The sequence below is a fragment of the Okeania sp. SIO3B5 genome, from assembly GCF_010692555.1.
Taxonomy (GTDB): Bacteria; Cyanobacteriota; Cyanobacteriia; order Cyanobacteriales; family Microcoleaceae; genus Okeania.
In genome coordinates this window covers 1-13,983 of sequence record NZ_JAAHHG010000252.1, presented here as the reverse complement: position 1 = coordinate 13,983, position 13,983 = coordinate 1, and the positions used below count along the sequence as shown (strand labels likewise).

Here is a 13,983-nt window from a genome sequence, read left to right as displayed (position 1 = left end):
AGCTCTCATGAAAGGGTTTAAATGAATATAGACTGTTTTAGCCGACTTTGGTAGTAAGTATAAATTCTGCCTCAATTACTAAAGCTTTTATCTAAAACTAAAAGGTATCCGCTCAATAAATGGGGGCGGACTACCAGTTTAGGAACGATTTTACGTCATTTGAGGCAAGTCAATTACATATTTACCCCGGATTATTGAGCGGTTACACTAAAAGCAATAGCTGAACGCTGAAGTGCTGACGGCTGAATGCTTACTCCAATTAAGCGGATTTGATATAAAGAATTAATGCCTTAAAGAATACTTCCTGTCCATATGATTTTGTATTATATCTATGGTAAGCATTCAGCTCTGAACAGTCAGCATTTCAGCAAATAATGAATAATTCCTTATCAGCTTAAAGAAGTTTCATTAATGGATAATGGATAATTGATAATTGATAATTAACTCTAGTTAAAACCGCTACGGAATTGAATATAAGGAGATATTATTTCTTCTCTTGGTTGATTGGATATGGCGATGGGGACCCACTCTTATCAGAGCCGCTCCGCTTTATATGTTGCGGAGCAAAACGCCATCCGGAGACCGCTTTTTTCCCCTTAAAAGGGTCGGCTTCAAGGCGCGAATTATTTAATTATTAATTATTAATTATTAATTATTCGGTAATTTGACAGTAAGTTTTAACTCTATCCAAATTTCTCAATTGCTTTAACCTACTTTGATCATCAATAGCTGATAGCTAATAGCTGATTGCTGATTGCTTACTATCTATTTGCTGTAGCGTAATCAAGCAGAGATTTTTTTTCTGTAATTAGTGTGATTAGTACATATAGCAATCAGGAATAATTTATACCAAGCGTGAAAAAAGAATGCTACAAAAAGGTAGACATTGATCGGATATTCTTAAAAATAGCTGCTCCAGTTCATTTGATATAGTTATCTCTATCTTTTTTCCCTTTTTTTCAACATTTACCCCTTCTTCTTTCTTCCCTCTTCCTTTTTTCGTACGGACGTTGCATGCAACGTCCCTACCATTTGTAACAAACATTTATCACCCTTGGTATTATGAGATTTTAAATAAAAATTAAGTTCGATGAAAATCCTTTTATATTCTGACTCCTGACTCCTGACTCCTAATACAACAATTTTACGATTGTTAATCTGGGTAGATAAACAAGACAATATCACAGTATTTTCACTCTAGATTGATTTGACTAAGTAAAATTAATTTGATAAGATATTGTCAATGTTTAAGAGTAAAAAAAATATATTTTTGTCCATTAACAAGAAAGATAAATTTTAAGATTCCCTTAACCTTTCACAAATGAAATATCTAGACAAGTACAGCAGGCTGAAAGTAGTGTTAAGTTAGAAATCGTTTCAAGTTAAAGTTGAGAAAAATAATAATCAACTGAAAAAAAGGGGAAAAATAATGTTACAAATACCTCAACAAACAACAGATCCAACTTATGATATTCTGAGGGCGGAACGACAACCCCTAACCTCAATATTTGCCCCAGAAAATGTGGCAGTAATTGGCGCGACAGACAGAGTCGGCAGTGTCGGACGCACAATTCTCTGGAATTTACTCAGCAATCCTTTTGGAGGCACAATTTATCCGGTTAATCCCAAGCGTCATAATGTGTTAGGAATTCCAGCTTATCCAAATATTAAAGCCATACCAGCACCAGTAGACTTAGCAATCATTGCTATACCCGCACCAATGGTCCCTGATGCTGTGCGTGAATGTGTAGAAGTAGGTATAAAAGGCGCGATCGTAGTCTCTGCTGGATTCAAAGAGATTGGACCAGAAGGCATAGAATTAGAACGACAAATCATGGCAACAGCTAGGGGCAAAATGCGGATTATCGGCCCTAACTGTTTAGGCTTAATGAACCCTCATAGTGGACTAAACGCCACCTTTGCTAGCACAATGGCTAACCCTGGTAACGTTGGTTTCATTAGTCAGAGTGGGGCATTTTGTACGGCCGTTCTCGACTGGAGTTTCCCGGAAAACGTTGGTTTCAGTGCCTTTATCTCCATCGGTTCCATGCTTGATGTAGATTGGGGCGACCTCATTTATTATCTCGGTGATGACCACCATACCAAGAGTATTGTAATTTATATGGAATCCATTGGCAATGCGCGGTCGTTCCTGTCTGCTGCTAGGGAAGTAGCATTAACCAAACCAATAATAGTAATCAAAGCAGGTCAAACCGAGGCGGCTGCCAAAGCGGCTGCTTCTCACACAGGTTCCCTCACAGGTAGTGATGAAGTTCTCAATGCTGCTTTCCGTCGCTGTGGAGTATTGCGGGTGAATCGTATTTCTGAACTATTTGATATGGCAGAAGTGATGGCAAAACAGCCACGGATTCCCAAAGGACCAAAATTGACAATTATAACTAATGCTGGAGGACCGGGTGTTCTAGCTACTGATGCCTTGATTGCTACTGGTGGGGAACTTGCTCCACTGGCAGAAGAAACCATTACTCAAATGAATGAGTTTTTACCCACTCACTGGAGTCATAGTAACCCCATTGATATCCTTGGTGATGCTGACCCCGAACGTTATCACAAAACTCTAGAAGTAGCAGTCAAAGACCCTAATACTGACGGTTTGCTAGTAATTTTGACTCCTCAAGCTATGACAGATCCTACTCAAACCGCAGAACAGTTGAAACATTATGCTCAGACTTCCAAAAAACCAGTATTAGCAAGTTGGATGGGAGGAGATGAAGTAACCACGGGTGAAACAATTCTCAATCGCGCTAGTATTTCCACTTATCGTTATCCAGATGCAGCAGCACGGTTGTTTAACTTTATGTGGAAATATAGTTATAACCTGCAAGGTATATATGAAACACCAGTGCTAGCACAAGAACAAGAAGAAGGTCCTAACTGTTCTTTAGTTGAGCAAATTATCAAAACTGCTCAGGATGGAAACCGAACTATTCTCACCGAGTCTGAGTCGAAACAGGTTTTAGCTGCTTATGGTATTCCTATTGTCCAGACATTGATTGCTAAAACTGAAGTCGAAGCAATGGAACACGCTGATGCAATCGGTTATCCCGTAGTACTGAAGCTTTTTTCTGAGACAATTACTCACAAAACTGATGTGGGTGGAGTGCAGTTAAATCTCAAAGATGCAGAAGCGGTAAAATGGGCATATCAGAATATTCAAACATCCGTAGCTGAGAAAGTGGGTTCTGAGCATTTCTTAGGGGTGACAGTGCAACCGATGTTAAGCTTAGACCTTGGTTATGAATTGATTATTGGTAGCAGCATAGATCCACAATTTGGTCCGGTATTGTTATTTGGTACAGGTGGGCAGTTGGTAGAGGTGTTTAAAGACCGAGCAGTAGCATTGCCCCCTCTGAATACAACTCTCGCCCGTCGAATGATAGAACAAACAAAAATCTATCAAGCTCTCAAAGGTGTTCGGGGGCGTAAAGCTGTGGAGATGGCAGCATTGGAAAAGCTAATGGTGAAATTTAGTCAGTTGGTGGTAGAGCAACCTTGGATAAAGGAAATAGATATTAATCCACTGTTGGCATCTTCGGAACGTTTAATTGCTTTGGATGCACGGGTAGTTCTCCATGACAAGAGTGTGGGTGTAGAAAAATTGCCATCACCAGCTATTCGCCCGTATCCGACTCAATATATCAAACCTTGGCAAATGAAAAATGGTGCTGAAGTGACTATTCGTCCTATTCGTCCAGAGGATGAACCGTTAATTGTTCAGTTCCACAAAACATTGTCTGAGGAAAGTGTGTATTTTCGTTATTTTAATTTTCTCAAATTGAGTAGACGCATCGCTCACGAACGGTTAACTAGGATTTGCTTTATTGATTATAATCGGGAAATGGCATTGGTAGTGGATTATAAAAATCCGGAAACAGGAAACCATGAGATTTTAGGAGCAGGTCGCTTGAGTAAGTCACATGGGGTAAATGAAGCAGAATTTGCCATGTTAGTGAGCGATCCCTATCAACGTCAGGGGTTAGGAACGGAATTGTTATTGCGACTGGTGCAAATTGGTCGAGATGAGCAGTTAGAGGGAATTGTAGCGACAATTTTAGCTGAGAATATAGCTATGCAACGAGTTTGTGAGAAAGTGGGTTTTGAATTGCAGCGTAGTGCTGATTTAGTAGAGGCCAAATTGACAATCTCTGATTAAGTAGTACTTAGCGATCGGCTTCTCAAGGTTGATAATGGGGGTTTTAATCCCCCATAAAAGGCGCACCTTCAATTGTAGTATCATCTTTAAAGCTAACAATAATTAATTGTATTTAAAGATGATTATCTTCATTGCTTACATCATTCTCGCCAAAAATAAAGTTATACCAAGTTTAAAAAATGTCGTTACAATATTAATCTCTAAATTCTGACTAGCAGAGAAAACCACTGTAGCAATTAAAAGCTAAATAAACAAAAAACTTAACTGCTAATGACATCTTCTGAAATGATTTGAAGTAAGTTTTGAAGCCCCTGATTTTCGTAATTATTCATCTCAATTTCTTCTATTAGACAATTTAGAGATTCATCTTCATTAGCAATCTCTAATATTTCTGCCATACGATCCGCCTCATCTTCAGAAAGTGTTGAAAGAGATATTAAATAACAATACTCTTCTGCTAATAAAGATAAATTCTGATTGATTTGGTATAGAATTTGATACATGATTCTGAATTTAAATTATCACTGGAGTCAACTTAATTCGCCTAATTAATAGAGTAGGAAGGAGTAAAAAACTCCTTCATTTATATTAAAAAACCAATTTAATTTTAAGCTGACAAATTACTAGATTTAACATAGTTAAAAAAGCGTGTTTTCAGTTTTTTCAAAGCTCGACTGCCCCTTTGTCTAGCATTAGTTTCAGTTAGAATTTGTCCTGTAGAAGTTAAAATATCGACAACTTCCTTCCAAGATTTATCTTGAAAAAATCTTAATTCTAAAATCTGACGTTCTATTTCAGTCAGTTCTTCAAGTAACCGCTTTAAAATACATAGTTGTAATTCATTTTCTTCCCAGCTTTTACAGCTTTTAGGAGCAACTTGACTCTCTATATATTCAGAGTTTGCTCGCTCTTTTTGTTGTTTTCGGTTCATTTCCCGAATGACATTGTAGGAAGTTATCCGAATCCAAGCTCCAGGGTTTTTGATATTTTCCCCAGAGGTTATCTTGTTAGTTCCTCTTAGATAGACCTCGGAAACCACATCATAGAAATCGACCTGTTCTAGATGAAATTGTTTAAGGCTATGCTTGATAAAGTAAGCCAAAACTGTTGAAGATCTCCTCTCTTGAGGATTATTGATTTTTCTTGGTTGTATTAGACCTTCAATTGCTAAGTCAAATAACTTTTTTGCATCGGGTCGTAGTTTCATATTTTAATTAATATCATGTCCGGATAATTAGTGATAAAAAAACTTTCTCCTTCTTTTCTTCTTTCTTCCCTTCTGAATTGCAGAATTGCTGAATTCTGAATTCTGAGTAGTTTATTTGTAACTGTTCAACCGGACATGATATAACTCCTATGGTGACATGAAACTTCACCTCCTTAAGCTATTTACTTTCAATTCTTATTCATTTTCAATCTATTAAGTAGGTACATCATAGAAATTGACCTACTTCAAGTTATGACTTTTTTATTGTTTTTCTTTCTGCATTATTTTCAGAATAACATTGTATACCCAAGCACTGAAATTTTTGATATTTTCTCCAAAGGCTATTTTGTTAGTTTCTCTTAGGTAGAGGGAGATCAGAAGTTTGTTTAGTTCCCATATTCTCAATAGTTCCCATGCTTTACATACTACACAGTAGACCCATAAAACAACATAGTAGAAGAAATAGAGTAAATTGATTTCTAGAGAAATATGTTCAGGAATATATTTACTAGCCAAAGCAATTAAAAATTTCCTCTCTTGAGTATCATTTATTTTGCTTGATGGTAACAGTAAATCAAATCCATGTAACTCAAATGGATACGAGCCAGATGGATATGAGTCAGATACACATAAGTAACTTAACTCTTGTTCTTGTTGATTTTGTTTAATTATCATAAGCATTGAATTGCTAACAAAACATTAAATCCAGAAACATTGATGAATACTATTTTTTTGATTCACTTATCTTTGGATTCACCTATATTGTGAAAAGTTTTTAGAAGTGTGACACTTTTAGGAAAAAAAATTGAATGTCACGTAATTCCTTGTATTAGCACAGATAAAATAGGAAACTCCCACAGGTTAGCAGGAGTTTAGGAGATATTTTTATGTCTTCAAATTATTCAGAAGGTAATAACAAGACAATATGAACAATACAAAGATTAGAGATTTCGTTTTAGCTGGTGTTGTCAGCACTTTAGTTGGGGGTACATTAATCCTTGCTACTATTGATAAAGACTATCGTTCTTCCTTCTTCGATCTCGCTAAGGTTGGAGTTGGTGGTTATATTGCTCTAACTATTCCTAAATCTAACTCTGAAGGGGAAGAAGCTGAGTAAGATTCTTGTAGTGGCACTTACAAAAAATAAAGCCAGAAAATAGGCTCAAATATAGATTATAGATGTGCAGAAGTTTTTACGTCAAACAAAGATATAAATCCTGAATAAGCACGGATTGGGCGATCAGTAGTTTCGGTACTTCTGAAGTTTATGGACTCTGAAATTTACCTGAAATTTTAGCACATCAAGTTCAATTATAGTAATAGTTTCAGTTTTAGCATAAAATTAGTCCCATTACTAGCGATCGCCCGCAACCAATTCTAAGAGTGGTGTAGCAGTGGCTTCATATTTTTGGTGTTGGTGATTTGAGGTATGATATCTGTCCAGTTCAGAGCGCGATAGAACTCTGTTCTGCTTACGCGACCAAAAAACTTTCTCCTTATACTCGGAGTTTCTTCATGTTCTTTCTTCCCTCCTAATATCATGTCCGGATAATTAGTTATAAAAAAACTTTCTCCTTCAACTCCAGTTATTCTTCTTTTTTCCTTCTTTCCTCCTGACTCCTCCGTAGTTATTTATTTATCACTGTTTAACCGGACATGATATAACTCCTGTAAGGGCGAATGCCATTCGCCCCTACTGACTTCCCCTCCTGGGAGGGGTTAGGGGTGGGTTGACTCCTAAGTAATTAAGATTAATATCATACACGCGCTTCATCAACGCCAGATTTTTTTGTCCCTGCCGCTGGTTCGGTTTAGAGGTCTAGTTCTGTTTGTACCTCTACGTTTGACTCTGATAGTTGCAACTCTGGCTTGCTTCCAATATCTGAACCACTTTGGGACTTTGGGGCGGATGCTAATCCTGTGAAGTTTTATTTGCTATTTCCTGAACTGTTGGTTGCTCTGGTTCTGGTTGTGCTTCTAATGCAGCTTCTAACTTAGTCGCAAGCTCAGGAGGGCAAGGTTTTTGATACTTTGCATTTACTCCTTTGAGCGATCGCTTGTCCACGACTTTGAATGTGTCATGCTTTGGTAGATAGATCACTCGTTCGTTCTCTTTGCACTGCTTACCTCCACGGTAAAACCCAACATAACGGGCTATCTCTCGTCCTCCTAGAGGGTTCACCCAACTAACTAAATCAAAAGGTAAGGCTCCTTTTTTAGTGGTAGCGTTAATACATTTGATTAGATTGCGCTCAGGAATTGTGCAGCTTTCCCAAATCTCTCCAGCCTTTTCAGCCCCTATCTCTGACTTGAATTGCTCTAGTTGTGATTTATTTTTCTTAGATAATAGCTGCTCCTTCAGTTCAGTCAGAGTAGGTTCAGGTTGTTGCAAACTACTCCTAGTTTCACTCGCTTCTACTTCATCAACTTCTAAAGTTTCGGTTTGGGCTGGAGAATTTTTTTCTATGGATTGCTGCCGATTTTTTTCTGATATTTTATTAGAGGCTGCATTTACCTTAGCTATTTCTGCCTCATTAGAGTATAGTGATTCAATTTTCTCAGGTTCTGGTGTATCTTGTGGAGGCTGTTCACCTAATACACTGTCGTATGCTTGTGCCTCCTGTGGAGTGTAGGTAGTCTCTGAATTGCTTTTGTGTTGCTCTTGCTCTTCTATGTAATTATCGGCAGCCTCAATCTCAGCGATCGTTTTTTCTAGGTGGTAGATTAAGTAGCCTAATAAGCGGTTATAGTAAAATCGTGTTTCGTTTACTGAATTAGTAATTGGTTTAGTGGCCATTATTTTTGTTAGGCCCAAGTAGGCTCGTAATAAAGCCTTGTCTTGGCTGAGATTTTGTAATATAATTGAAATTGGATTGATGAAAAATATCATTAATTTGTCTCCTAATACTTGTTTAGCGGGGACTCTAAAAGGACATTGCCTCAACTTTCCTAGGAGAGGGCGGTGTCCTTTTTTATTGTCCACTTGTAGAACTTCTTTATTGGCCTCTACATTTATTATTATAGCTTGCATACCAAGAAATGTAAATAATTTTTATAATTTTTTTTGCTTGCTTACTAACTATAATATAACTTATAATATATACAAGCAATAGGAGGACTGTAATATGGCCACTAAAACAACAAAAAAGAAGCAGACTAAAACCTCTACTAAGTGTGGGAGACCAGGAGGAAACCCTGATTTATTAGCTTATAGATGGAAACCTAAAGTACCAGGAAAACCCAAGTCTAATAATCTGACTGTCCGGGTAGATGACGATATGTTTAACGGAATCAAAAATATTTCAGGTTGGCAAGACAAGTTAAGAGCGAAAATCGACGAACTTCTACAAGAGGAAAACGCGCAAAACTATCAGACTGGGGATGGGGTGGGTTTAGTGGAAAAGTAGTTGCGATCGCGAAAATAGCAGTCCCTGAGATACTTACATAGTAAGCCTTTCATTTCTAGATTGTCGCTCATAGCAACTTCGCTATATTTGACCCAATTACATAGAAAAGCTTTAATTATGCCATATCCTTTTCGTATAGAACATCGCATCAACAATAATAATAAATCACGTCGGGTAAGTCCTGATAATCTTCTTCCAAGTGAAGCTGATAATCCTATTCAACTAACGGGTATTGAACCAAGTGAAGCTGATAATCTTATAGATGCTAACTTTGCTAACTATATGGAGCGTTTAGTTAAACTTGTGCCAACGGAAGTGCTTAGTGTTTACGTTACAGTACGTAGCTTTTGGATAGCTGAACCGACAGATAAATTACTTACTGAAAATAATACATCATTAAGCTTTATTGATTGGTGGCCTGTTATTTGTATTGGTCTTGTAATTCTTTCAAGACTTTGGGGGACAAGAGATACTGAAAAGAAGTGGTCATCTATACAGCTAATCGGAACTGGAATTGCAGCCGTTTCATTTGTTATTTGGGTTTACGCAATGGGACATAATATCTTAAAATGGAATCTTCCAGATCCACGTTATGCACCTACAGCAGTAATTTTATGGATATTTATAGTTCCGTTTTTTTATAAAGGAGATTACAAAGTAGAATAAAAAGACTTTTTTTAAAAAATCAGCGTAGTATTTATCACAATAATCAATTTTCAGTTTAAGGTCAATAAGAATGAATTTGGATTCGATTTTTGAACTAAAAAATGAAATTTTAGATCAATATTACCAAAATGATTTAGAGCGTGAACCAAGTCTCAGAACAACAAGCTTGAACATTGAACATAATCCTGAAGAGCGCTTAAGCGTTGGATATTCAATCAAAGGCAAAAATGATTATCAACTTGAGCTACGTATCGAGCAAAAAGGTGGTAAAGCTTATAAATTTGCTGAGAAAAAAGCAGAAAAATTCCAAAATGAGATAGATGTACTGATGGTAGAAGACGTAACCATTCCTTCTTCTACTGTGCTTATTCAATCGGCAATTGATGGAAAAGGTAATAATAATTTTACAAGAAAAAAACGTCCTCTTCATCTAGGTCTTTCTGTTGGTCATCGAGATGGAGGCCCAGGCACTCTTGGAGCTTTTGTTTGTACTTCTAATGGTTCTGGAGCTATCCTGTCAAATAATCATGTTCTTGCCCTTTGCGATGAGGCAAAGCCGGGGGATAAGATATATCAGCCTGGTAGGTTAGATCAAAGAAGCATTATGACTATGGGTAGTTATATTGGGACTCTTGGAGATGCCATGTCGATTAGCAAAATTGGAAGCAATTTGGGTGATAGTGCTTACGCTGTTCTTGATGAGGGTATTGAACATCAAGGGAATCTTATCCCATCAGGCTTTGGGAATTCAGATGATTCTGGTAGATATATTAATGATGTACAAGATTATGATGTAATAAGTCCAGAAATAATACTTGCAAAAATTGGACGGACTACTGGGTACACAGAGGGGATTCCTAGTGCTATAGAGCTTGATAATGTAACTGTTTATATTCCTCAATTTAAGCAGAATGTACGTTTTGATAATCTTCTAGAAATACGTTGGCAATCACTTGATAAACCATTCGCTGAGAAAGGTGATTCGGGTAGTTTAATTTTTATTCCAAAAATTTTACAAGCTGTAGGTCTTCAATTTGCCAGTGGTATACTTGATATTAATGGTAAGAAAGTGGGGGTAAGCTATGCTTGTAATTTGAAAAATATTTTAGAAACTCTTGATCTTACTTTAATATCTTAAAAATCATGTCGTATCAATCTCTGAAAAAACTAAAAAAACAGGTAAAAGAACTTATCGAAGATATAGATGGAGTCGGTGGTATTGGTTTAGCTTGGGATGAATTAGGTGAACCTATTTTACGTATAGATATAGATGATAATATTACTCGTTCATTAGTAGAAAAACGTTTGTCTATACTTGATCTAAAAATTAATTCAAAAAATGAAATAGACTTCAGTGGTTTTGACTCTAATTCTCTTGAAACTGACCTCCCATATAGCATTGAAGGTACAGAAATTAATATAGATAATGTAGTTGGTCATATAATTCAAACTGTAATGTATAGTAACAAAAACATACTATTTAGAAAAACTAGACAAATTGACGTGGATTAAAAAATATTTGTTAATAAAACTAACGAACTTGGCGGAAATAACAAGATATAGCATTTTTCCAGGCAAAGGCTAAAAAGCCTTGTATTGAAAGGGTTATAAAATAAGTTGGCATGAGCGTGCCAACTTCCCTAGTTTTATGCCAAAAAGCCGATCGCCATTTTCTGAAAATTACTCTCCCACTGACATCAAGACTTGATTCATTAATCTCTCCGATAGATACATTCCAGACAACCGTAACTGTTCTAAAACTGGACGTGCTTCTGAAATTACTCCACGTTGTTTGGCAGTTAAAACTAAACCTAAAGTACCTCTCACCGGAATTCCTAACGCCTGGGCACAACGACGAGCAGCTAAATCATCAATAATCACTTCTGTATTGGGATAATGATATCCCCAACTCAAAACCTCTGATTCTCCTGCTCCTAAGTCCCAACTTTGAATCACAGCAGGAATAGTAGGAGTTTCAGTCACAACTAACCAATCTGTTTGAGCTAACATTTGAGCAGTTACATCTGTGTTGCCGTAGGCTTGAATTTCTGTAGCTACTGCTTGAGGAACAATAATTTTCGGACTCAGTATTTGCAGGAAGTTGAGCAAATTTGACTGAGTCAAAAAAATCAAGGGCGAAGTATTTACTGCGGGAATTTCAGCCACGATCTAACTCCCGTTGTAAATCATTAAAATCAACATTAAACACATCTATTTTTTCCCTTGCCAAACTAGCGAGAAAATCTCGACGGTTTAACCCGGCAACTTGAGCCGCTTTTTCTTGAGAAATTTCCCCTTTTTGATACCAATATATAGCTGCTGCTAAACGCATATCCCGAACAAATTCTTCAGGAGCTAAACGACGGGCAGAAAAAATTTCTTCTGGTAAATTAATAGTAATTTCTGACATGGCTATTTATGTAAAATCACTAGGATTTTTAATCATACAAAGTAGAAGTTTTGATGGATATCTGAGACAATATCCTAATAGCAATTTTACCATTATTTCTGCTAAAAACCTAGTCCTTTTTTCCAGATCAATATTCCCTCTAACGGGGACTATTCACACCTTTCTCTAAAACATTACAAATCAGCAACGCCAAAGTTATGAACCGTCTTAATATAATCCAACATTTCACTGGTGTTTCTGACAAGTACATCAGCTCCTGCTTTTTTTAATTCAACAGAACTTCCATATCCCCAAAGAACACCTATACATTTAGCTGAAACCTTGCGACCAGCATTCATATCGTAAGAGCGATCGCCTATCATTAACAGAGTATGTCCATCGTTTAAATTAATTATTTTTTTGAGAAGATCGTGCTTTTGCTGTTGTACATCACAGCCTAATACTTGTACAAAATATCTTTGAAGATCAAAATATTTGATTATAGATTTTGCGATGTCAGTTCTCTTTGATGTTGCTACATATAATCTAATTCCGCGAACAATTAAAACTTCTAGCACTTCCTGGATATCTTCATATAAAACGTTTTCCATATATCCAATAGAGACATATCTTTCCCGATAATATGAAATTGCCTCCTCAATAATTACAGCATTTCTTGTATTCAGTATTTCAGAGAAAATCTCATTCAGAGGTGGTCCAATATACTGATTTAGATCGGCAGGTTCTTTTCTCGGCGCACCAACTTTCTCCAGAGCATAGTTAATTGAAGCTGTAATACCTTTAGAGGGATTACTAAGTGTTCCATCCAAATCAAAAGCAACTACTGTCATTTTAGAGTATTTCTATAAATTTACCTGAAATTTTAGCGCCTCAAATTAAATTATAGTAAAAGTTTCAGCCTTAGCGTAAAAATTAGTTCCATTACTACCGATCATCCTTTCCCTTCTGCCCTCAGCATAGCTGCCTTCTGCCTTCCTTTTTGAGAAACGCTATAAAAAACCTTCTCACTTTAAACCTGTTTTTCCCTTCTGCCCTCAGCATAGCTACCTTTTGCTTTCCTTTTCAATAATTGCCTCATCAAAAATAGCATTAGTTAAATTTGCATCCTCAAAAGATGTTTTTGATAACTTCTCCAACTTGATAACAACTTGAAAAAACAAAATTATAGCTAATCCAAAAACTATTCCAGAACCCAAAAATAATAAAAACGCCTTAAGTATATTTCCGGCAAAAAAAGAGATAATACCACTCGAACCAATAACTGCTGAAGTACCTGTTAAAACCGCAGCAATAATCTCATTCTCTGCATTAGTAATAGCAACTGCTACAGCTCCAGTTGCAATTAAAGCAGCAACTCCCGCCATTCCACCTGCAACAAAACTCGCAAAAGCACTGGCAATAGTAACAGCGATCGCGGCTCCAGCACAACGGACAATCAAAGTCCTAATTTTGCTCCTACATTGTCCAATTCTTGCACCTCGAAAATTTGCCTCTGCTAGGATAGCATCCTGAAAATTGCAACCTCTGAGATCGCAACCACTAAAATTAGCCCCTGTCAGGTCTTGACCTTGAAAATCACGATGCCGTAGGTCTTGGTTACAAAAATTTAAAGGTAATAGTTGATTCATGGTATTTTCAAAAAGAAATTAATATAATAGACATCTCCTGAAAAGAGGGAATAGGGAATAGGGAACCCACCCCTAATATCATGTCCGGTTGAATAATTAGACAATGGTTGTCCGAAGGCAGGAGGCAACCCACCCCTAACCCCTCCCAGGAGGGGAAGGCAGGAGGCAGAAGGTTTTCTTTCATTGTCACCTTAATTTTCTCAAAATAATATGGGTCTAAAACCCCGCCTTTTAAGGCGTAATATTTTTGGAGCGGGGCTTAAATCCCCGACTTCCCCTCCTGGGAGGGGTTAGGGGTGGGTTAACTTCTGACTTCTGACTTCTGACTTCTGACTTCGTTAAACACGCTCCGATGCTACCGGACATGATATCAAATCCGGTTAAACAGCCATAGAATGGTTAAGTCTTTAGAATTCAGCAATTCTGCAATTCAGAATTCAGGAGAAGAAAGATAAGACAAGATGAGCGTAGTTATGACAATTGGATAATTT

At 37.0% G+C, this 13,983-nt stretch carries 15 protein-coding genes; 7 read left to right on the top strand and 8 right to left on the bottom strand.

The genetic code is table 11. The features are described 5' to 3' along the window. Positions 1 to 1,429 precede the first annotated feature (1,429 nt). A complete protein-coding gene (locus F6K54_RS26535; RefSeq protein ID WP_293084218.1) occupies positions 1,430 to 4,174 on the top strand; it encodes a bifunctional acetate--CoA ligase family protein/GNAT family N-acetyltransferase in 2,745 nt (914 codons plus the stop codon). Positions 4,175 to 4,434: 260 nt separating this feature from the next. Here the strand turns inward: F6K54_RS26535 and F6K54_RS26530 are convergent, their stop codons facing one another. From F6K54_RS26530 to F6K54_RS26520, 3 genes are all read right to left on the bottom strand, one after another. Beyond that, positions 4,435 to 4,677 (bottom strand): hypothetical protein, encoded by a 243-nt coding sequence (locus F6K54_RS26530; protein ID WP_293084216.1) that lies wholly within the window; start codon positions 4,675 to 4,677, stop codon positions 4,435 to 4,437. 104 nt (positions 4,678 to 4,781) lie between these two features. After that, a complete protein-coding gene (locus F6K54_RS26525) occupies positions 4,782 to 5,381 on the bottom strand; it encodes an RNA polymerase sigma factor (RefSeq protein WP_293084214.1) in 600 nt (199 codons plus the stop codon). Positions 5,382 to 5,642: 261 nt separating this feature from the next. Then, positions 5,643 to 6,056, bottom strand: coding sequence for a hypothetical protein (locus F6K54_RS26520; protein WP_293084211.1), 414 nt, complete (start codon positions 6,054 to 6,056; stop codon positions 5,643 to 5,645). Positions 6,057 to 6,306: 250 nt separating this feature from the next. Between F6K54_RS26520 and F6K54_RS26515 the strand changes: the two genes are divergently transcribed. Next, on the top strand, positions 6,307 to 6,498 hold the full coding sequence (locus F6K54_RS26515) for a hypothetical protein (protein ID WP_293084208.1): 192 nt from the start codon (positions 6,307 to 6,309) through the stop codon (positions 6,496 to 6,498). A gap of 795 nt (positions 6,499 to 7,293) precedes the next feature. Here the strand turns inward: F6K54_RS26515 and F6K54_RS26510 are convergent. Then, positions 7,294 to 8,271: a hypothetical protein gene (locus F6K54_RS26510; protein WP_293084206.1), complete on the bottom strand. Its 978-nt coding sequence runs from the start codon at positions 8,269 to 8,271 to the stop codon at positions 7,294 to 7,296. Between the two features lie 235 nt (positions 8,272 to 8,506). On the opposite strand from F6K54_RS26510, the gene F6K54_RS26505 reads away from it, so the two are divergent. The 4 genes from F6K54_RS26505 to F6K54_RS26490 all read left to right on the top strand — a co-directional run bounded on the left by F6K54_RS26505 (position 8,507) and on the right by F6K54_RS26490 (position 10,966). Continuing rightward, positions 8,507 to 8,788: a hypothetical protein gene (locus F6K54_RS26505; RefSeq protein ID WP_293084204.1), complete on the top strand. Its 282-nt coding sequence runs from the start codon at positions 8,507 to 8,509 to the stop codon at positions 8,786 to 8,788. 117 nt (positions 8,789 to 8,905) lie between these two features. Then, positions 8,906 to 9,454 (top strand): hypothetical protein, encoded by a 549-nt coding sequence (locus F6K54_RS26500; RefSeq protein ID WP_293084202.1) that lies wholly within the window; start codon positions 8,906 to 8,908, stop codon positions 9,452 to 9,454. 70 nt (positions 9,455 to 9,524) lie between these two features. Next, positions 9,525 to 10,592 carry a hypothetical protein gene (locus tag F6K54_RS26495; protein WP_293084199.1) on the top strand — a complete coding sequence of 356 codons (1,068 nt, stop codon included), beginning with the start codon at positions 9,525 to 9,527 and terminating at the stop codon, positions 10,590 to 10,592. A 5-nt stretch (positions 10,593 to 10,597) separates the two neighbouring features. After that, on the top strand, positions 10,598 to 10,966 hold the full coding sequence (locus tag F6K54_RS26490; RefSeq protein WP_293084196.1) for a hypothetical protein: 369 nt from the start codon (positions 10,598 to 10,600) through the stop codon (positions 10,964 to 10,966). 168 nt (positions 10,967 to 11,134) lie between these two features. Here F6K54_RS26490 and F6K54_RS26485 read toward each other — a convergent pair whose 3' ends face one another. Then, on the bottom strand, positions 11,135 to 11,620 hold the full coding sequence (locus F6K54_RS26485) for a DUF3368 domain-containing protein (RefSeq protein WP_293084194.1): 486 nt from the start codon (positions 11,618 to 11,620) through the stop codon (positions 11,135 to 11,137). Continuing rightward, positions 11,613 to 11,864 carry a UPF0175 family protein gene (locus F6K54_RS26480; protein ID WP_293084191.1) on the bottom strand — a complete coding sequence of 84 codons (252 nt, stop codon included), beginning with the start codon at positions 11,862 to 11,864 and terminating at the stop codon, positions 11,613 to 11,615. The genes F6K54_RS26485 and F6K54_RS26480 overlap by 8 nt, the downstream gene beginning before the upstream one ends. Here F6K54_RS26480 and F6K54_RS43200 point away from each other — a divergent pair. Further along, on the top strand, positions 11,863 to 12,033 hold the full coding sequence (locus tag F6K54_RS43200) for a hypothetical protein (protein WP_366558243.1): 171 nt from the start codon (positions 11,863 to 11,865) through the stop codon (positions 12,031 to 12,033). The genes F6K54_RS26480 and F6K54_RS43200 overlap by 2 nt on opposite strands. Before the next feature lie 4 nt (positions 12,034 to 12,037). Here the strand turns inward: F6K54_RS43200 and F6K54_RS26475 are convergent, their stop codons facing one another. Continuing rightward, positions 12,038 to 12,694: an HAD-IA family hydrolase gene (locus F6K54_RS26475; protein ID WP_293084188.1), complete on the bottom strand. Its 657-nt coding sequence runs from the start codon at positions 12,692 to 12,694 to the stop codon at positions 12,038 to 12,040. Positions 12,695 to 12,907: 213 nt separating this feature from the next. Next, complete coding sequence (locus F6K54_RS26470; RefSeq protein WP_293084186.1) at positions 12,908 to 13,492, bottom strand: pentapeptide repeat-containing protein; 585 nt, start codon at positions 13,490 to 13,492, stop codon at positions 12,908 to 12,910. Positions 13,493 to 13,983 lie beyond the last annotated feature (491 nt).